The 19670-nt window shown below is 55.6% G+C and carries 12 protein-coding genes; 10 read left to right on the forward strand and 2 right to left on the reverse strand.

Going from position 1 to position 19670, the window contains the following annotated elements; translation table 11 throughout:
* The first annotated feature begins 107 nt into the window (after positions 1–107).
* Entirely contained in the window at positions 108–1568 is a 1461-nt protein-coding gene (locus tag AC2FNR_RS01630) for a catalase (protein ID WP_496847740.1), read from the forward strand.
* A gap of 124 nt (positions 1569–1692) precedes the next feature.
* Positions 1693–1932: a hypothetical protein gene (locus tag AC2FNR_RS01635; protein WP_496847741.1), complete on the forward strand. Its 240-nt coding sequence runs from the start codon at positions 1693–1695 to the stop codon at positions 1930–1932.
* A gap of 498 nt (positions 1933–2430) precedes the next feature.
* On the opposite strand, the gene AC2FNR_RS01640 is transcribed toward AC2FNR_RS01635, so the two are convergent.
* Positions 2431–4005: an arylsulfatase gene (locus AC2FNR_RS01640; RefSeq protein WP_496847742.1), complete on the reverse strand. Its 1575-nt coding sequence runs from the start codon at positions 4003–4005 to the stop codon at positions 2431–2433.
* A 157-nt stretch (positions 4006–4162) separates the two neighbouring features.
* Between AC2FNR_RS01640 and AC2FNR_RS01645 the strand changes: the two genes are divergently transcribed.
* The gene (locus tag AC2FNR_RS01645; RefSeq protein WP_496847743.1) at positions 4163–5119 is read left to right on the forward strand and encodes a LysR family transcriptional regulator; all 957 of its coding nucleotides are present in this window, start codon (positions 4163–4165) and stop codon (positions 5117–5119) included.
* Between the two features lie 277 nt (positions 5120–5396).
* On the opposite strand, the gene AC2FNR_RS01650 is transcribed toward AC2FNR_RS01645, so the two are convergent.
* A complete protein-coding gene (locus tag AC2FNR_RS01650) occupies positions 5397–6713 on the reverse strand; it encodes a SagB family peptide dehydrogenase (RefSeq protein ID WP_496847744.1) in 1317 nt (438 codons plus the stop codon).
* Positions 6714–6739: 26 nt separating this feature from the next.
* On the opposite strand from AC2FNR_RS01650, the gene AC2FNR_RS01655 reads away from it, so the two are divergent.
* The 7 genes from AC2FNR_RS01655 (at position 6740) to AC2FNR_RS01685 (ending at position 19400) form a co-directional block, all read left to right on the forward strand.
* Positions 6740–8026 carry a cytochrome P450 gene (locus AC2FNR_RS01655; protein WP_496847745.1) on the forward strand — a complete coding sequence of 429 codons (1287 nt, stop codon included), beginning with the start codon at positions 6740–6742 and terminating at the stop codon, positions 8024–8026.
* A 150-nt stretch (positions 8027–8176) separates the two neighbouring features.
* Entirely contained in the window at positions 8177–8407 is a 231-nt protein-coding gene (locus AC2FNR_RS01660; protein ID WP_170754847.1) for a hypothetical protein, read from the forward strand.
* Between the two features lie 14 nt (positions 8408–8421).
* A complete protein-coding gene (locus tag AC2FNR_RS01665) occupies positions 8422–10689 on the forward strand; it encodes a TOMM precursor leader peptide-binding protein (protein WP_496847746.1) in 2268 nt (755 codons plus the stop codon).
* Positions 10690–10713: 24 nt separating this feature from the next.
* Complete coding sequence (locus AC2FNR_RS01670; protein ID WP_496847747.1) at positions 10714–11235, forward strand: hypothetical protein; 522 nt, start codon at positions 10714–10716, stop codon at positions 11233–11235.
* Positions 11236–11240: 5 nt separating this feature from the next.
* Positions 11241–12563 (forward strand): FAD-dependent oxidoreductase, encoded by a 1323-nt coding sequence (locus tag AC2FNR_RS01675; RefSeq protein ID WP_496847748.1) that lies wholly within the window; start codon positions 11241–11243, stop codon positions 12561–12563.
* Positions 12560–13873, forward strand: coding sequence for a tryptophan 7-halogenase (locus tag AC2FNR_RS01680; RefSeq protein WP_496847749.1), 1314 nt, complete (start codon positions 12560–12562; stop codon positions 13871–13873). Before AC2FNR_RS01675 ends, AC2FNR_RS01680 begins: the two co-directional genes overlap by 4 nt.
* Complete coding sequence (locus AC2FNR_RS01685) at positions 13866–19400, forward strand: AAA family ATPase (RefSeq protein ID WP_496847750.1); 5535 nt, start codon at positions 13866–13868, stop codon at positions 19398–19400. The genes AC2FNR_RS01680 and AC2FNR_RS01685 overlap by 8 nt, the downstream gene beginning before the upstream one ends.
* Positions 19401–19670 lie beyond the last annotated feature (270 nt).

The raw sequence follows: 19670 nt of genomic DNA on the forward strand, positions 1-19670 counted from the left end.
ATTTGATCCCTAACACGTGTTTAAAATGCGACCATAAGTTGAAATTAGCCCGGTTCACAAAATTTCCCCTAACGATAGCTTCGACGCACAAATAGAGGAGAAAGTGAATGGCTAAGAAACCTAAGTTAACCACCGCATTCGGGGCCCCGGTCCCTGACAACCAAAACATCATGACAGCAGGTCGTCGCGGCCCCGCGCTGCTGCAGGATGTATGGTTTCTTGAAAAAATGGCACATTTTGACCGCGAAGTGATTCCGGAACGCCGCATGCACGCCAAAGGTTCCGGAGCGTACGGAACGTTCAAGGTAACCCATGACATCACTAAATTCACTCGCGCCAACATCTTTTCCAAAATCGGAAAAAAGACAGAGATGTTCGTTCGATTTTCAACCGTAGCGGGTGAGCGCGGAGCGGCAGATGCTGAGCGAGACATTCGTGGCTTTGCCATGAAATTCTATACTGACGAAGGCAATTGGGATCTCGTCGGCAACAACACCCCGGTCTTCTTTTTGCGCGATCCGCTGAAATTTCCCGACCTTAACCACGCGGTCAAACGAGACCCGCGCACAAACATGCGTAGTGCAGACAACAACTGGGATTTTTGGACTAACCTACCTGAAGCCCTGCATCAGGTCACCATTGTGATGTCGGATCGTGGCCTACCCGCAACCTATCGGCACATGGACGGTTTTGGTAGCCACACATTCAGCCTGATCAATGCAGACAACGAACGCTTCTGGGTCAAGTTCCACTTCAAAAGCGCGCAAGGGATTAAGAACCTGACCGATGCCGATGCCGCTGAAATCGTCGCTGCAGACCGTGAAAGCCACCAGCGTGACTTGTATGACAACATCGAGCAGGGCAGTTTTCCGAAGTGGACGATGTTTGTGCAAATCATACCCGAGAAAGAAGCGGGCAGCTATCACATCAACCCGTTCGATCTGACCAAAATCTGGCCCAAGGCGGACTATCCTCTCATCGAAGTTGGTGAGTTCGAGCTGAACCGGAACCCCGAAAACTATTATGCGGAGGTTGAGCAGGCCTCGTTCGCGCCTTCCAGCGTAGTACCAGGCATCGGTTTCTCACCGGATAAAATGTTGCACGGGAGGCTGTTTTCCTATGGTGACGCAGCTCGCTACCGGCTGGGCGTGAACCATTCGCAAATTCCGGTCAACGCGCCGCGTTGTCCTTTCCATTCTTATCACCGCGATGGCGCGATGCGAGTCGACGGCAACTATGGGTCTACTCTGGGTTATGAACCGAACATGTTCGAAGAGTGGCAAGAACAGCCCGATTTTTCCGAACCGCCCTTGTCGCTTGAGGGTCAGGCCGATCACTGGAACCATCGCGAGGATGAAGACTACTACTCGCAACCCCGTGCCTTGTTTCAATTGATGACTGCAGATCAGAAACAACAGCTGTTTGACAACACAGCGCGAGCCATCGCTCCGGCTCGTATCGAGATCAAGCACCGTCACATCCGTAACTGTCATAGGGCCGATCCGGCCTATGCGCAGGGCATCGCGGACGCGTTGGGGATCAATCTCGGCGATGTTGCAGACCTGTAACGACACCTGGCCCGGCGTGCGCTACGCGGTCGGGCTTTTTCACAATTTCAGGACTTTTTCTATGACAAACTCTCACGACCGTCTTTCAATAAACCGCCGCACCCTTTTGGCAGCGGGGTCCGGAATGACCGTAACCGCAGCTGTCCCGGCAACCGCGCTAGCGTTTGATACGCCGCAGGATGACTTGTACCATCAAGTTGCAACTCTGATTGAGGAGCTTGAAAGCGATCATGGCTCGGGACTTGCTGCCGTCAACTGGTCGCGACGCCATATTGCCAACAAATTGCGCGCGGCTTTGAATCTACCAGTTGAGAAACCCGTGTTCGATGCTGACTACACTGAATTCTATAAGAAAACCTTGTAGGCGCGACTGGAGGGCAGAGCTAATTGTGTCCGTCAGCTAGTCTTTCTAGTTGCTGCGGACCGCTCTGCCGACATGCTCCTCGGGCTTTCGTCCGAGACTTGACACACATTGTGCACACAAATTCTTGCTTACCGCATCGCACAACAGTGAGCTTCTCCCCAATTATTGGACAGTCTGCGGCGTAGATTAAGCTACTTTTTTGCTCCTGCTGATCGGTTTGTTTTTTCTTTTCGCAGCCAATAGACCACGGCTGGTGGCTTACCGCCAAGAGCGGAATGATGACGCTTTTGGTTGCAAAACTCGATCCATTTCTCAACGCCCGCTTTTGCATCTGATCCGGTCTACCAGACGTGCAGGTAGACGCATTCGTATTTCAACGACCACCGGAGCCGCTCGACAAAGATGTTATCGAGGAAGCGGACCTCCGTCAGCAGGTGTTTCCCGCGAGTTCTATTAAGGATCGGGAGACAACGACTGGTGCCTCCCGAGAATTGATTTCTACTGTGACATCCCGCCTTCGGTCGAAATCTGTTCTTCAACGTGAGACTGTTTGGTTATGTCCGAACCCCGCGGAGGATAGTCCTTGAACGTAGATAGGTGGTTTTGGACGATTTTGGCAGCAGGACCAAAGGCCCACATTTTGTTGCCCATCCACCGTGTATACATCCCCGACTCTTCGGCCGCTTTTTCGTAGGGATCGCGACGCAGGTTGAACAGCAAAGGGGCGTTCAGCTCCTTTTTTGGCCCTGCCCAACCTTCGGTCTGGATCGTAAAATGTGCTTTCCAATCGCCATGGCGCACGGCTTGCAGATCGGGGCCCTCATAGTAGATGATCTCTTCCCGGTTACTCTCCCCCTCACCAGTTAGGAACGACAGTTGGTTGTACCCATCCAGGTGCACCTGATAGCCCTCGTAACCCTCCAGCAATGAACCGGTCAGATCATCGGGCCCGCCAGCAGCGGCAACAAGGGTGGGCATCCAGTCAAGACCGGCAAAAATACCGTTGCTCACAGTTCCGGCAGGAACTTTACCGGGCCAGCGAATGATGGCGGGGACGCGGAAGCCGCCTTCCCAGGTAGTGCCCTTTTCGCCATGGAACGGCGTTGTTCCACCGTCCGGCCAGGTCATGGTTTCCGGTCCGTTGTCAGACGTAAAGACAACAATAGTGTTGTCCGAGACCCCCAATTCTTCCAGTCGCGCCATGACTTTGCCCACGTTGTCGTCCAGCTCTTTCATCACGACGTCCTGCAGGCCGCGCCCGTCACCCAGCATGGCCTCGTATTCGGGGCTCAGATGCGTCCAGACGTGCGCGCGCGCCGGGGCCATCCAGACAAAGAACGGCGTTTCGCTGTCGACTGCGCGGTTGATGAAGTCCAGCGTGTGGGCTGTCACTTCGTCGTCCAGCGTCTTTTGCCGCTCGGGCGGGGCTGGGCCATCGTCGATGATGCGTTGTTTGCCAACCAAACCCCAACGCGGATCTACCGTTTCATCGACTGTATCCGTGGCATAGGCATGAATGATGTTCCGAGGGCCAAATGTATCGTTGAAGTTCTGGTCCTTAGGCCAGTCTGGATCGGATGTGTATTCCATCGCGTTCAGATGATAGAGCCAGCCCCAATATTCATCGAAACCTTTCACCGTCGGCAAGAATTTATTCATATCTCCCAGGTGGTTCTTGCCAAATTGCCCGGTCGCATAGCCCAGAGACTTCAGCATATTGGCCAGGGTTGGATCATCCTCGCTCAGACCTTTTTCAGGGTCTCCGGGCAGGCCGACCGTGTGCATTCCGGTACGTACCGGCAACTGTCCGGTGATGAAGGCGGATCGCCCGGCAGTGCAGCTTGGCTGCGCGTAGTAATCCGTCAGACGCATACCGTCGGCGGCCAGTTGATCAAGATTGGGGGTTTGGATGCTTTTCACACCCTGATGATAGCTGCCAAGACTGGCCCAGCCGACATCATCGGCCATGATGACAAGAATATTGGGCTGGTCGGTTTCGGCCAATACCGGCAGGGCACAAACCGTCGCCGTGGCCAGCGTGGCGGATACCGCAATAGATCGAAGAGCGAACATTGTTACCTCTGTGGACTTAGAAAAAGATCTCGATGGTGGAAGTATCGAAGGGTCCATCAGGGATAGCGATTGAGACTTTCTTGTCGCAACAGAGCTTTACCATGATTTCATATTGTGAAATCTAAAACACGAAACTTGAAATGAAATTGGCCGCACGATGAACGAAAACGCATTGACCGCCTTTCTGGTATTAGCGGAAACCGGCAGCTTTCAAAATGCGGCTCGTGTGATGGGTGTCTCGAACGCGTCCTTGTCCCGCTATGTCGGGCAGGCTGAGGATCAAACGGGCCTTGTTTTGTTCCATCGCAGCCGCAACAGCAGCACATTGACACGCGCGGGGCAAGAATTTCTGCCAATTGCGCAGGCGCTCCGTGAAGATTTGAACCGCTATGCAACTCGCGTGGCTGGATTGCGTGAATCCGGGCCGGGCACTTTGCTAATTGGGTGCGGGCCGCTCACCACAAGAACTTTGATCCTGCCTGTCTTACGCGTCGTGCGACGGGCGATACCTGACCTGCGTTTCCGAATTCTGGTAAGTGCCTACGCGCGTCCACTAGACTTATTGCAGGCGGGCGAATTCGACGTGTTCCTCGGCGATCTGACTTACACACCCGAAGCCGAAGACGTCGAGATCATGGTGATGGAGAAGCAAACTATCCAATTCGTCGCTCATCGAGACCATGAGATTCACCAGCGCGGTCCGCAAACCATGGCAGGTATTTTCGACTTTCCCTTTGCGTCACCGCATCTGCATAAACACTGGAAAGCTGCCTTGACGAAGGCACTTGGTGGCGGTGTTGAGGCCGTCGATAAGGTCAATTCACAGCCGCATATCGAATGCGACGACTACAACCTCCTGACCGGGCTGTTGGCGGAGCCTGACTTCGTGGTGGGAGGGATGCCGGACTCGTTCGCGGAACTGATCCGCACAAAGACTGTCAGACCCGTGTCGACGAAACAGAATTTGACTTGGAACATCTGTGCGGCGCGCAAGTCGCAGAACACATCTGCCGCAGTTGAATTGTTTTGGAATGAGCTTGTTAGTTATAGGGCATTATCGGAGAGCCTGCCGTGCTCTCACCGCAACGCCCAGACCGTAAATCTCTTCAGCTAACGGAAGGGGTACAGCGCCTCGAGTGTTCTCAATCAGCCGGAACATGTAACACAACTGCATGTGCTCTTCTGGCAGCGCCAGTGGCCCCTAAGGGTCAAATTTTCTGACACGCAGCAGTGCCGGTGTTTCACTGGATAATTTCATTGCGCAAACCGTTTTTTCAAAGGGGCGGGCCACATCGATTGTATCGGCTCATCAGTATTGTTTCGGTTAAAGGAACTGATAGGTGGTTTGAAACAGACGTGGCCAGCCAAATTTTGCGGGGGTCGTCGGCCGCTTAGTCGATTGATCCAATCATCATTTCCCCAACCAAAGGCATATTGTGTAGGTCACGGCCGCTAACAGCCGCGAACGCGACCGAGTTTGCCGTTCCCAGAGGACAGGTCGCCAGTTTCATCGCCGTACCCACAAGTTGGATGTTCTGATAAACCGCGCCAACCTCTTTCAACACCAACGCGTAGGCCAAATCGCCATAGGCCGCTCGGACGGCAGTCATATCCGCAGAGAGCAGTAGCAGAACTTGCGTATGTTCAGAGCGGTTTGCCGACGCGGCGGCGTCCTTCAGCATGCTACACAACAGGGCGTTAACTTCTGCGATCATGTTAAGGCCATGCTCAGCACTGTCATAGACGTACAGACCGGCTTCTAGACCTTCGCAACGATTGACCAAAAGATACGCGGTCAACGCGTAAAGGCCGCCTCCGCTCGGATAAGAATGGTGTTGACCCAACGGATGGAAACACCGGAACAACAACTCGCTCAATTGATCCTTCGCAATTGGTGTGCGCCCTTGTTCACGGCGGCTCTGGCGATTGCGGGACACCACGGCGAACGGAGGATCACCTGCGGCAAGGGCGTCTACATCATGTTTCGGCAGGACTATTTCCGGGTCATTGCCCGGGGCTTGGGTTGGGCGCTGCGCTGCTCCGGTTTTGCCAATATGCGCGCGGGTGAACCCTAGGCGGGTGCGCTCGACAAATAGGGTTTCGTGAACCGGCGCAGCGGGTTTTTCGTCGCACTCCAGCAAACCGCACCAAGCGAACAGGCAGATAACAGCTTCGAAAACTTCCTGCTCAATCTCGGGCACACAGTTTGCTGCATTTGCGGAATCTGATCCGGCAGAGAGCTCGAAAATCAGCGGTGACAGTTTGGCGTCCAAAAGTTGCATCGAAGCCCAGCTTCCTGGTACCCGCGCCTGCAACCCTTGCTTTTGCGGAGACAACAGTGTTTCACGAGACAGCCTGAGACTGTTTTTAGGCGTGAAATTCGGAAGGCCCGAGACAGGGGAGCGTTGCGGAACACAAACCGCGATAGGCTTGTCATCCTGCATAACGAACCGACAGAGAAACCCGCGTTGATCCAGACGAAACAAAAACGATGCACAGACATCCTCTGCCTCCGGGTTTCCGGATACGAAATTCGTGAGGTCTGTTTCACTCATAAAGCCCAGCGCAAGCTTCTGGGCAAGCGTCACATGGGCATCGTCTGTCAGGTTGATCGACCCCATCGGACTATTGAGCCTCGTTTCCCCCGCTATCGTTTCCAGCAGAACATCAGGCGCCAGCCCATAGGCCCAGATAGTCGGTCGCTCCATCATATTCCTCCTGCCAGGCTATCGCCGTGACTTTGCCGCCCGGCCCGGTTGGGGCTCAACACGCGCGTCTGAACGCACAGTTCTTCCAACGCAGCCCGCTGACGTTTCTGGAATACCTGTTCGACACCTTCGGTAGCGTGTCGCAATTTGACCTGGGTGCTGGCCTGATCGTCTTTGTGCACGACGCCGATATGGTGCGAGCGTTGCTTCGATTTCACGAGGCCGACCTGCGTAAGCCCGACTTTTTGCGAGATTCGAATACAGGCTATTGGGGCGACGGCCTGACAACACTGAATGACCCCGAGACTTGGCGGGCTCGACGACAGGTTTTGCTGCCGTTGTTTCGCAGCAGTCTGCGCGCACCTCGACTGGCTTTGGTAGCTGAGCTTGCACATGAAACCATAGCGCGCTGGAAAGGCGGTGAACAGATTGACCTGCCCCACGAGGTTCGGTTGTTGATCAGTCGCCTCGCAATGCGCAGCGTGTTGGATGCCGACGTTCAGGGCTTTGGTACGGACCACAGGCGCAGTGGACTTGTGACCATGCAAGAAGCCTATGGCGAGGATTTCACCGCAACCCTGAGACATGTCACTGGAGCACTGCAGATGACGCGTCCTCGTGCGCCCGCGCGCATGGACAATGTGGTTGCCCTTATCCATGCGCGGTTTGACGAGTTTGTCGATCGCGGTGACATTCTGTCGGCATTGGTTGCGGCCCAGCGCAACGCGCCTGAAACTCTGTCTAGGCAAGATGTTATTGGCGAGATTGTTCAGATGCTGTTTGCCGGGCATCTCACGATTCCATTCGCCCTGACCCAGTTTTGGCGCGATGTCGCCAGCCACAAGTTGCATGAAGGGCTGCATGCCGAGGCGACGGCTGTTGATGAAGAGAAACGTCTGAACGTTGCGACCCTTGGCGCAAGCGATACGGTGGCAATCCTTCGCGAGTCGATGCGCCTGTCGCCCCCTGCGCCTATTCTCTACCGAGAAATCGCCAAAAGCTTTACGCTGCACGACTATCAACTGCCTGAAGGTATTGGGGTTTGGATCAGCCCGGAGTTGCTGCATCGGGATCCTCGTTACTTTGCTCAGCCATCCCAGTTTCAACCCGGCCGCTTTGCCGCGGGCCGCGTAAAGCCCAACTCAGCCAAAGCTTATATTCCTTTCGGGGCAGGTCCAAGAGTTTGCGTCGCGGCCGCTCAGTCACTTTTGCAGATGGCCGTTATAATTCAAGTAATTGCACAAAAATACAGCCTTCGCCCGATAGCTGGGACAGAAGGTCAGTTTGAAGTTCTAAGCAGAAACCAAACCTGAATTTAGACATGTAGATGAACCGGTTGTGAACAAGACAACAGAAACCCAACTCGCACCTTGATCGACTCCTTAGCCTGTGAAAAGGTTAACAAAACGCTAAGGCCTAATGCAGATTGGCAGAAGGCGACCTAAAATAGGGAGGGATGTTCCATGACAGCACCAACAAATGAAGACTGGGGCAAAATGCACGCCAAGGCTTGGAAAGACCCAGAGTTCCGGACGCTGCTAGAGCAGGATCCGACCTCAGCGGTCAAGGCGTATGGCGAAGAGATCGGCAAAACCTTCACTCAGATCGTAAACGTCGGCGACCGGCCAGACGGTGTGCATGACGATGATTTGCATGAGCATAACACCGCAGTCGCTCCACCGGCGTGCTGCTAAGGGCATGGGCCCCAATGTATGCCAGTGCCATTGCGGCACCGCGGTTTAAATCAAGCCTAGAGGCGATCGTTGTCCCGGAAGAGGGCTTGTACCTTTTCAGCCACAAGGGCCATGTTTGCCTGACCAGCCCAATTTTCTCGGATCTGGCACCATTGCTGGACGGGTCTTTTCTGGTTGACGACATATTTGACCAACTGTGCCGGCGCTATGTCAGTGCCGACATATTCTCAGCGTTGGACATTCTGAAACAGCGCGGCTTTCTAGCCGAAGATACGGCCCCCATCCCCCGCGAGCAGCGAGCCTTCTGGGAATGCGCTGGGGCATTGCCGTCGCAAGCGGCGGAACGTCTAGCAAACGCGACGGTCGATGTAATCTGCGACGATGGAACTGCCGAAGATCTGCGCATGTTGCTTGAAAGGAACGGGCTTTGTGTCGCGGATCGCGGTGAACTGAGTGTCGTTGTTGCAGACGATTACCTAAACCGGGACTTGGCCGAGTGGAACAAAAAGGCCGTCGCAGAACAAAGACCATGGATACTGGTTAGCCCTGGCGGAATGGAAAGTTGGCTGGGCCCGGCGTTTGTTCCGGGCGAAACCGCATGTCTTGAATGTTTGACGCAGCGCCTTCGGTGGCACCGGAGGGTCGATACCCACATTGGTCGTTTAAGTGGCTTGGACAAAGCGCGGCTGGCCCCGCAAGGTAGTCTTGCCGCATCAAAATTTGCAGCCTTGGCCGAAATCGCGACGGAAGTAGCGCGCTGGATCGGAACTGGCCGACCAGCGATGTTGGCCGACCGAGTGATCTGTACAGATCATCTGTCAATGCAACGAAAGACCCATGTTCTGACGCGTCGCCCTCAATGCCCTGTATGTGGCGATCCCGCACAGACGCGAACGACACCCGATAGACCGGTTCTGCGATCCCGCCCCAAGCTGCAAGGAACAGATGGCGGGCACAGATCGCGCCGCCCCGCCGATATTCAGGCTGCTCTGGACAGGCATGTCAGTCCGATCACCGGTATTGTCGGCGCGCTGGAACCAGGTATCCGCAGCGGGCCAGACGGCAGCCCCGAGTGGATCACACCGACTTATTCCGCCGATCACAACTTCTCGGATTTGCACGACAGCAAGTTCTTCCTGCGCGAGGGTCTGCGGCGACGGTCTGGCGGCAAGGGGCGCAACCCCGAACAGGCTCGCATCAGCGCGATAGCTGAGTCATTGGAACGGTACTGCGGAGTGTTCGACGGCTCGGAACCTCGGCATCTTGCCCGGTACCGGGACCTAGACACGGCGATCCTGCCAAACGCGTGTCAGGGCTATAGCGCCCAGCAGTTTGCGGATCGGGCCGAGCTTAATCGCAAGACGCACAAGGCCTATTGGGTGCCTGAACCTTTCGACCCTGAGGCACAAATCGAATGGACACCGCTCTGGTCATTGGGAGAAGCGCGCATACGCCATCTGCCGACCTCCATGTGCTATTTTGGCTATCGAGGACCCGGCCCAAGTTTCGGCCGCGCCGACTCTAACGGCTGTGCCGCCGGCGGAACACTGGAAGAAGCTATTCTGCAGGGGCTATTGGAGCTGATCGAACGCGACGCTGTCGCGATCTGGTGGTACAACCGGCTGAACCGGCCAGGCGTCGACCTGGCCGCTGCGCGCGACTCTTACGGTCGTGACCTGTCTGCGCACTATGCCCAACTGCATCGAACCCTCACGGTGATAGACGTTACAAGCGATATCGGCATCCCAACATTCGCAGCGATCTCGGCCCGAACAGACAAACAAGAAGAAGACATCATCTACGGCTTTGGTTGTCACCTCGACCCAGAGGTTGCCCTGTCGCGAGCTTTGACGGAAATAAACCAATCCCTTGAAGCCGTTCCTAAAACGTGTGGCACAACCATGCAGCAAAGCTATCTTGGCAATTCGGATGCAATAGATTGGTGGCGCACAACACGGCTGCATGAGGCGCGCTACCTTGTGCCCGACGAAACGCAGCCCATGCTTGCGGTGGACAGCACGCACAGCCTCGCAGCTGACGACGTGCTTGAGGATATCCAGACCTGCCTCTCACGTCTGAAAGCAAAGAACATCGACGTTCTGGTACTGGATCAGACCCGACCGGACGTGAATTTCCCCGTTGTGCGGGTCGTTGCACCGGGCTTGCGCCACTTCTGGGCGCGGTTCGGCCCCGGACGGCCTTATGACGTTCCCGTAGAGCAGGGTTGGCTTGCTGAGCGGACGCAAGAGAACGACCTGAACCCGCATGTGATACAGTTTTGACCGCAACCAAATAGGATTTAAGATATGATCAGCCCTACCACTTTTGACTATGCCCGCCCTTTCGACATTATGATCGGGATGTGGACCGGTCATTCGATCGTCTACGATAACAAGGGTGAATACCTGTACACTGGACCAAGCATCCTGACCATCGACTGGAAAGAGCCCGGGAAGGTCATGCACTACCGGCAGGAAGACCTTGGGAGCCTTGACCAACTGATCCAGGAACACGAACACGGAAAAGCCCTAGAAGACCTTTTTGTGCTGCGAGAATTTGAACTGCAGGTTGATGGCAAATCGTGCCAATCGATTACTGGCGCGGTCAAGGTCCACGGTGTCGAAAGCTCACCGGGGACGTATCTGTTCCACCTCAATTTTCCGACCGGGGACTACTACAACAACCAGTATTTCCTGAATCCCAACCAACGGCGCATTATTGGACCTTTTGTCCCGCGGGATGAGGAAGGCAAAACCAATGGTTTTCAGTTTGTCGTGTCGCAGACGTTCGAACGCATCTCTTATGATGTCCCCAAGGACGCATTCTGACAGGCATGGTCACGCCAGCAGCCTCTCAGCCCTTTACGCCAGCCAAGGAAAGCGCACATGCGCTGGTCATTGGTGGCGGCATAGCAGGGCTGCTGTGCGCCCATATGCTGAAAGACCGGTTTACGCGCGTCACGGTGCTTGAACGGTCTGAATATGCCCAACCAAACAGCAGCGCCCCAGCGGCCCGCTCAGCCGTGCCGCAAAGCCATTGCCTGCACATGCTTATGGGTGCCGGGGCCCGCGCGTTTGACGATCTGGTGCCCGGTTGGCGCGCGGAATTGATCGCGCTGGGTGCAGTACCATACGATGCGGGCGCGGATGTCGCGATGCGGGTATCTTCGGGATGGCTCCCGCGGGTTGAAACCGGCATAACCCTGTACGGCGCTTCGCGGTGCCTGATTGAAACGGCGCTGACCCGATTACTGAGCCGCGCCGGAAATATACGCATCCGCCAAGGCGATCGCGTCATGGGTCTGACGCTCACGCCAGACGCATCGCGCGTCTCTGGTGTCCGGGTTCAGACGACCACGGGCGTTGTTCAGGTCTTGGACAATGCCGACCTTGTCATCGATGCCAGCGGCGCGGCCTCGCGTCTGCCGCGGTGGCTAGCCCAGCACTTCGGAGACACGTATCGCATCACCCGAACCGAGATCGCGCCCGGTCGGCAATACGTTTCACTTTGGGTTCGCCTGCCTGCGGATAAAGCCCCTGACTGGCACGGGCTTGCGCTGGCCCCTACCCGCCAATCGAGCGGACGTGCGGGAATGATAATGCGTGCTGAAAATGACCTTTGGGGCGTGGTATTGCAAACGCCCGAAACTGAACCTCTGCCCGCTGATGGGCCGGGTGTACTGAAGCTGGCGGCTGGTTTGTCCGACCCCACCTTGATTGACATATTGGAACACGCCGAAACAGTCGCGCCGCCGCATTTGTTTGGACGCACGGCAAACCGTCGACGTCGGTATGAGGACTATCCCTCGTGGCCCGAAAACCTGTTTGCTCTTGGCGATAGTGTTTGCGCGCTGGATCCCTATGCCGGGCTAGGAATGACTGCGGCCGCGCGGGGGGTCCAGCTGCTTTCGCGATGGTTGGATCAGCCAGAACCACACGCGCGGTCTTTCCAGTCTCAATTGGCCCGGCACAATGAATGGCCGTGGCACATTGCCACCGGAACATGGACAGACCCTGAAGCAAATACCAACCTGACACCTCAGATCGAAAGTCTTGTTCAAGCCGCGCCATTTGACCCAGCGTTGGCCATAGTTTTGCTGGAGTTTCAGCATATGCTACGCGCACCCGAATCCTTTTTGAACGAGGCCGTAGCATGAAAGTTGCTGTATTGGGCGGAGGCACCGCCGGATTCATCGCTGCGGCCCATATGACCCGCTATTTCCCAAAGGCGCAGCTTTGGCATATCTACGATTCCCGCATTCCGACGATCGGCGTTGGTGAGGGAACCACACCGCGGTTCCCGTTGTGGCTAGACGAAGTCACCGGCGTCGGTCCGGATGAAATCGCGGAACGGTGCGGCGCGACGGTCAAATCGGGGTCCTATTATGAAGGTTGGGGATCACGGGACGTGGATTTCGTGAACCGCTTCCAGCCACCGCGCCTGTTCGGATACCACTTTGACGCCGGTCGCGTGACTGGCATTATCCGAGACCATGTGCGCGCGACCCAGATGGATGCGAGGGTGGTTTCGTTGGACAGCTTGCCCGGCGGCGTGAACATTGGTTTTGAGGATGGCAGCCATCTGCACTGCGACTATGTTCTGGACGCGCGCGGTTTTCCTCCGGGGGCGTGGGATCAAGCACCGGCAGACCCTGACATCATCCGAATGGATTGGATCCCGACAGGCCGCGCGATGGTGCGCCGCCTTCCGCCCAGCCAGGACACCAGCATGTCCCGCATCGTTGCCCGGCCACACGGGTGGATCTTCCAGATACCGCTCAGGGAATGGACATCGTGCGGATATGTTTTCAATCCCTCGCTAAACAGCGATGAGGACGTATTGGCGGATTTCGACAGCTTCCTCAAAGAAGAAGGTGCGGAACTGGCCGAGATTCGCGTTCGGGTCAGTTTTCCGAATTTCATGCGGCGCACGTGGTTTGATGGGCGCGTCTTTACTATCGGCAACGCGGCCTCGTTCGTTGAACCGCTTGAGGCCACCGCCATTGGCGCAACGATCATGCAGGTCCGTATTGCGCAGCGCTGGATGACGGACCATCACCCCCAAAGCACAACAGATATCCAAGCCGTCGATCATGCCAACAGAACAATGCGGGCTTATGTCTTGCGCAACTCGTTGTTTATCGCCTGGCACTATGTGCGTGGTTCACGCTGGAACAGCCCGTTCTGGGATTTGGCTGCGCGCAGTCTTGAGTACGCTGGAAAACACGCGTACCTGAGGGGGCATATCGGTGCCATGAGTGATTTTCTGGATGTCGGACGCGACTTACCGGGCACGGAAATCGGCGCTTGCACGAAACAGGATATTTGGGAGCAGGACATCTTGCCCAAGCTGACTAAATTCATCCCGTTCGGAAACTTCTCGGAACTAAATTTTGCACAAGTTGGCCATGGTATAGGCTATTATAACGCAAACAATACGTCGGCGGGTAACGGCACACATGTCTAATATCAATATGTCCTTCGTCCCGGGCTTCCAATTGTCCGAACGTCTCTATGAAGGCACCAACTCCTTTGTGTTTCGCGCAACACGGGACTCGGACGGGGAACATGTGGTCATCAAGATCCTCAAGAACGACTTCCCCAGCGCCAGCCGACTTGCGCGATACCGCAGCGAGTTTGAGATTACCAACAGCCTGAACCTGCCGGGCGTGATCCGTGCTCTTCAACTCAATCGTCACGACAAATCGCTGATGATGGTGCTGGAAGACTTCGATGGCATTTCAGTCGGTGAACTGCTCTCCAGCCGGGCGCTGTCACATGACGAATTCCTTGAGACCGCCCTGCAGATCACCCGCGCCATAGAGGGCATCCACCAAGCCAACGTCATTCACAAGGATATCTCGCCTCAGAACGTATTGATCAATCCCGGCACGGGAGAGGTCAAACTGATCGACTTTGGGATTGCGACGCAGTTTTCGACCGAACATCCTGTTCTGAAAAGCCCGGAAGTTCTGGAGGGTACGCTTCCCTATATCTCGCCGGAACAGACCGGACGCATGAACCGGACCCTTGATCATCGCACCGACTTTTATTCCATGGGTGCGACTTTCTACGAAATGCTGACCGGCGTACCCCCGTTTGAGGCCGAAGACAAGCTGGAACTGGTGCATTGCCACGTAGCGCGTGAACCGGTTCCGGCGCATCGCCGCAATCCAGATGTATCGCTGCCCCTGTCGAAGATTGTCGGGCGTATGATGGCCAAAAAGGCTGAAGACCGATACCAGAGCGCCGCAGGAATTATTGCCGATCTCGAAGCCGTTCGCCTTGGCGTGAACCTGGACCGGTTTGAACCGGGACGTCGGGACCAGACAGAACGCTTCACTGTGCCCCAGCGGCTATACGGTCGTGACCGCGAAGTGCGCACCTTGCTAGAGGCCTTTGAACGCGTTCGGCAGGGGCCGGCTGAAATGATGCTGGTTTCAGGGTATTCAGGCGTTGGTAAAACCGCGCTGGTCAACGAAGTCCACAAACCGATCACCCGTGAACGCGGGTATTTCATCAAAGGCAAATTTGAACAGTTCAAGAAGAACGACCCGTATTCGGGGCTGACAGTCGCGCTGAAAGACCTCGTGCGGCAGCTCTTGACCGAAAGCCAGACACGCCACGCGACCTGGCACAAAGAACTGAACGAAGCCCTGGCGCCCAACGCCTCGGTTCTGTTGGACGTTGTACCCGAACTTGAACTGATCATCGGCCCGCAGCCGGAAGCTCCGGAACTGGACGCCGCCGAGTCGATGAACCGTTTCAATCAAACAGTTCGGCGGTTCTTGCGTGCTTTGTGTGCACATGACCGGGTTGTGGTGCTTTTCCTGGACGACCTGCAATGGGCCGACAGCGCAACGCTTGGCCTGTTGTCCGTGATTTTGACCGATGAAGAAATCGGGCGCCTTCTGCTGATCGGAGCGTACCGCAGCAACGAAGTGGACGCGATGCATCCGATGACCCGTGCTCTGGATGCTGTAAAAGAAGCCGGGGGACGTCTGTCCAGCCTGTCCCTTGCCCCATTGGGTATGTCGGATATCGCCAGCCTGATTGCAGATACGCTACACGCCGACGCATCACGACTGATCGACCTAGCGCAACTTGTGGTACAAAAAACGCAGGGTAATCCTCTATTCGTGCGTCAGTTCCTTACGGATCTGCACCATGAAAAACTGATCACCCAGCAATCCGAGTCAAACGGTGAACCCGCGAAATGGGTTTGGGACATCCAGGCGATCCGCGCTGCCAAAATAACCGACAACGTGGTTGATCTGTTGCTTGAAAAACTGCGGCGCCTTCAACAGGATACGCAGAACGTACTGCAAATTGCGGCCTGTATTGGCAACCGTTTCGATATTGAAACACTGGCACTGATCCTCAAGATCGAACCTCAACAAGCATTTGAATGTCTGTTGCCCGCAATTAGGGAAGAGATGATTCAGCCATTGTCCGATCTTGTGGTGACGGAAATGGACAACGCGCTGTCGCCGCTTGTCGTGCGGGATTTCGCATTTCAGCACGACAGAGTGCAACAGGCGGCGTATGGCCTAATCGAAACAGACGGCCACAGCAGCGTGCACCTTGCAATCGGACGCCAACTGAGAGCCCGGCTTGCGGAAGATGAAATAAACGACCGTATCTTCGAGGTGGTCGATCAGTTGAATATCGGCCGGGACGATATGGAGGACCGAGCAGAACAGCTTGATCTTGCCCATCTTGACCTGATAGCCGCCCGCAAGGCCTTTGACTCGGCCGCGTACGGTGCCGCGCTGTCTTTCGTGAACACCGCCTCAGAGCTTTTGGGGTCGGACGGCTGGAACCAGAATTACGAGTTGATGTTCGAGGCCCAAAACCTGTCAGCATCTCTGGAATATCTAACTGGTAATTTCGAACGTTGCACCGAAATCGTTAACGCAACCCTTGAACATGCGCGCACCGACCTAGAGAAAGCCGAGATCTACTTTACACGGATCGCCCAGCACACCCTTTTGATGGAGTTCGACGAAGCCATCAACGCAGGGATAAAAGCGCTGGAGCTTGTCGGGGTTCAGATGAGCCTCGAGAACCTCGAAGAGGCTGGGCAAAACGCTATCGGTCAGGCAGCCGGTATGCTGGGCGAGGGCAACCCTGCGGATCTTTTCGGAAACCCGGACGTGGACAGCCCAGAAATCGCGCTGGCCCAACGTTGTTTGCGGCATTTGACCATTGCGGCCTTCCTGAACAGGCAGGAACTTTTCCCACAGATCGTCGGCACCTCTGTTCAACTGTCGCTCAAGCATGGCAACGCACCGGAATCCGCGTTGTTCTTTGCCAATTTTGGCCTGATCATCGGTGCATTCATGGGCAAGTACCGCGAAGGTCTGGCCTTTGGGGAATTGGCCCTGCGGTTGTGTGACAAGTTCGGAGCGCGTGCGCCGACTGCAACCGTTTGCCTGGTCACAGGTGTCGAGTTGATCCCGTGGGTCCAACATGTTCGCAATGCGATTCCGGTGATCGAACGAGGCTATCGCGAGGGAATGAACTCGGGCGATATCTTGTGGGCTGGATATCTGGTCATGTACCGGGTCGTGATAGACAGTTTTGCCGGCAAACCGCTGGACCAGGTTCTGGATGCGATGCCCGCGCAACTGGGCGCTCTGCACAAAGCCCAGAACCATGGGGCAGCCGCAGGTATCAACGCCTATCGTCTGGGGCTTTCGACCCTGGCCGGGCGCACGCAATCCAGTGCCGATTTCTCCACTGACGACCTGGACGAAGCCGCGTTTCTGTCAGCGTGCGAGCAGAACCAGATGTCCATGGCCATCTGTTTCTATCGGATTTTGAAAGCGCAGGCTCTGTATGTCTTTGGACGCCCTCATGACGCACTGCTCGAGACAAAACTCGTTGAGCCCCTTCTGAGCTTTGTGATCAACCATCCTTGTCTTGCCGATCACCTGCTTTATCAGTCCCTGTCCATTGCGGCTATTCTGCAGCACGGTGACCCCGACCCGGATCTCAGAGCCCAGCTTGATGCAAATCTTGAAAGGTTGGGCCAATGGGCTGAGTCCGGCCCAGATAACTTTGAAGCCAAACGCCTAATGGTCGCTGCTGAAGTCGCACGTCTGGATGGCAAAGATGTCGAAGTCCTCGATCTGTTTGACGGGGCTATTGAGGCGGCTCAAAAAGGTCGGTTCCTTCAGGACGAAGCGTTGGCCTGCGAACTGGCCGCGCGGTACATCATGACCCCACGACCGAATGCCCGGATCGGGATGATGTATCTGCGGGATGCACGACATGCCTACCGCCTTTGGGGGGCTCAACGCAAAGTCGAAGAGCTTGAGCTGGAGTTCCCGCAACTGCTTGCCGAACATCGCGAGCGTCGCGCCACCAGCCAGCCTGTGACAGAAAGCATTTCTGCGAGTACGCAAGTCGCGACCAATCACTTGCTTGGGCAAGATCTTGACCTGAACACCTTACTTAAGGCCGCGCAAACCATTTCAGCCGAAGTGGTTGTGGGGCGCCTATTGGATCGGCTGCTTGGAATTTTGATCGAGAACGCCGGTGCGCAGCGCGGCGTTCTATTACTGGCGCGCGGGGACGATCTGGTGATCGAAACCGAGGTTAGCGTCATATCCGACGGAACTGGCGTTCAGGAACCCGTTCGGCTCGACTCGGCTGAAGGCGCACGTTTGGTCCCGGCCAGCGTGATCAACTATACGGCGCGTACGCATGATGTTGTCCTTGTGGACGACGCTCAGATTGATGAGCGGTTCATGGTGGACGCCTATGTCCAGGAAAACGAAACACGTTCGGTTCTGTGTCAGCCGATCCTGCACCAGAACGAACTGATCGGCCTTGTATTTCTGGAAAACAATCTGGTCAGTGCAGCGTTTAAACCTGAACGCGCTCATTTGCTTTCACTGCTTTCGGGTCAGATTGCGGTATCTATGCGCAATGCCGAGATCGTTGAACATCTCGAAGACAAAGTCCGCGAGCGCACCGAACAACTTGAGGTTCACGCCAAGTTCCTAGAACAGACCTTTGGCCAGTTTCTGGCCAGCGAAGTCGTCGATCAACTGTTGAAATCTGCGGACGGGATCGACTTTAGCGGTAAGAAGACGACGGTCACGGTGTTGATGTCAGACCTGCGGGGTTTCTCGACCTTGTCCGACACACTGCCGCCAGAAAACATCGTGGCTATGCTGAACAGCTATCTCAGTGAGATGACAAACGTCATTCAGAAATACAACGGCACGATTGATGCCTTTATCGGTGATGCAATCCTTGTGGTGTTTGGCGCCCCCCTGCAAAGACCCGACGACACTGAACGCGCCCTGGCCTGTGCTTTGGAAATGCAGCAGCGGATGGTGCGGGTGAACGAGTGGAACACCGCGAATGGTTTTCCTGAAATCGAGATGGGAATCGGGGTGAACACAGGTGAAGTTGTGGTCGGAAACATCGGCTCGGACAAGCGCGCAAAATACAGTGTTGTCGGTAGCACGACCAATCTGGCGGCGCGGATCGAAAGCTATACTGTCGGTGGGCAAATTCTGATTGCAGATGAGACACTCAAGTCGTCAAGAGCGCCCCTGGAACTTGGCAGCAAGCGCACAGTCGAACCCAAGGGTGCTGGCAAGCCGCTGGTGCTGCACGAACTTTTTGGCGTGGGTGGAACTTATGACATCAGCCTGTCCGCTCAACCGGTCGAATTGGTCGAGATAAATCCACCTCTACCCGTTCACTTTAGGACTGTCGTTGGCAAGCAAGTCGTTGGCGACGCCCAAGAGGGCAAGCTTTTTAAACTTTCCCCGTCGGAAGCCTGTATTATGACGACAGAGGCACCCAGCCCCCTTACGGATCTGCAAATTCAAATCACGCAAGCAAACGGTTCTACCGAACCCCTGACGGTGTTTGCGAAAGTACTGGATCAAAACGATCAGGACGGATGCTTTACCGTTCGCTTTACAGCCGTACCCCCTGACGTTCGAGCGTCGCTTCAGAAGTTCGCTTAGGAGACCTAAACCACAACGCTTCGCTTTCAATTGTGTTGGCGCGACAAAACAAGTCGTCACTGGCAAAGGACTCGTTGAGTTTCCACCCAGACGAATGCGAGGCATTGTTTTGTGTGTGATCCAGCCCCCGTTTCACCGGACAACTAAGCGGTATTGGTTTTTGGCTCTTGTGAACTTGCGCGGCGGTTTCCATTGCAGGTCGCTGTGCGGGTGGTTTCCGCTTTGATCTTGGGATCCAATTTCCCATCAATTAGAGTACGCTTGAAGCGC

The organism is Ruegeria sp. SATB045, assembly GCF_059613525.1.

Bases quoted from the DNA above. Each gene is read 5' to 3' on its own strand.
- AC2FNR_RS01630 (WP_496847740.1), top strand. From the start codon at position 108: ATGGCTAAGAAACCTAAGTTAACCACCGCATTCGGGGCCCCGGTCCCT.
- AC2FNR_RS01635 (WP_496847741.1), top strand. From the start codon at position 1,693: ATGACCGTAACCGCAGCTGTCCCGGCAACCGCGCTAGCGTTTGATACG.
- AC2FNR_RS01640 (WP_496847742.1), bottom strand. From the start codon at position 4,005: ATGTTCGCTCTTCGATCTATTGCGGTATCCGCCACGCTGGCCACGGCG.
- AC2FNR_RS01645 (WP_496847743.1), top strand. From the start codon at position 4,163: ATGAACGAAAACGCATTGACCGCCTTTCTGGTATTAGCGGAAACCGGC.
- AC2FNR_RS01650 (WP_496847744.1), bottom strand. From the start codon at position 6,713: ATGGAGCGACCGACTATCTGGGCCTATGGGCTGGCGCCTGATGTTCTG.
- AC2FNR_RS01660 (WP_170754847.1), top strand. From the start codon at position 8,177: ATGACAGCACCAACAAATGAAGACTGGGGCAAAATGCACGCCAAGGCT.
- AC2FNR_RS01665 (WP_496847746.1), top strand. From the start codon at position 8,422: ATGTATGCCAGTGCCATTGCGGCACCGCGGTTTAAATCAAGCCTAGAG.
- AC2FNR_RS01670 (WP_496847747.1), top strand. From the start codon at position 10,714: ATGATCAGCCCTACCACTTTTGACTATGCCCGCCCTTTCGACATTATG.
- AC2FNR_RS01675 (WP_496847748.1), top strand. From the start codon at position 11,241: ATGGTCACGCCAGCAGCCTCTCAGCCCTTTACGCCAGCCAAGGAAAGC.
- AC2FNR_RS01680 (WP_496847749.1), top strand. From the start codon at position 12,560: ATGAAAGTTGCTGTATTGGGCGGAGGCACCGCCGGATTCATCGCTGCG.
- AC2FNR_RS01685 (WP_496847750.1), top strand. From the start codon at position 13,866: ATGTCTAATATCAATATGTCCTTCGTCCCGGGCTTCCAATTGTCCGAA.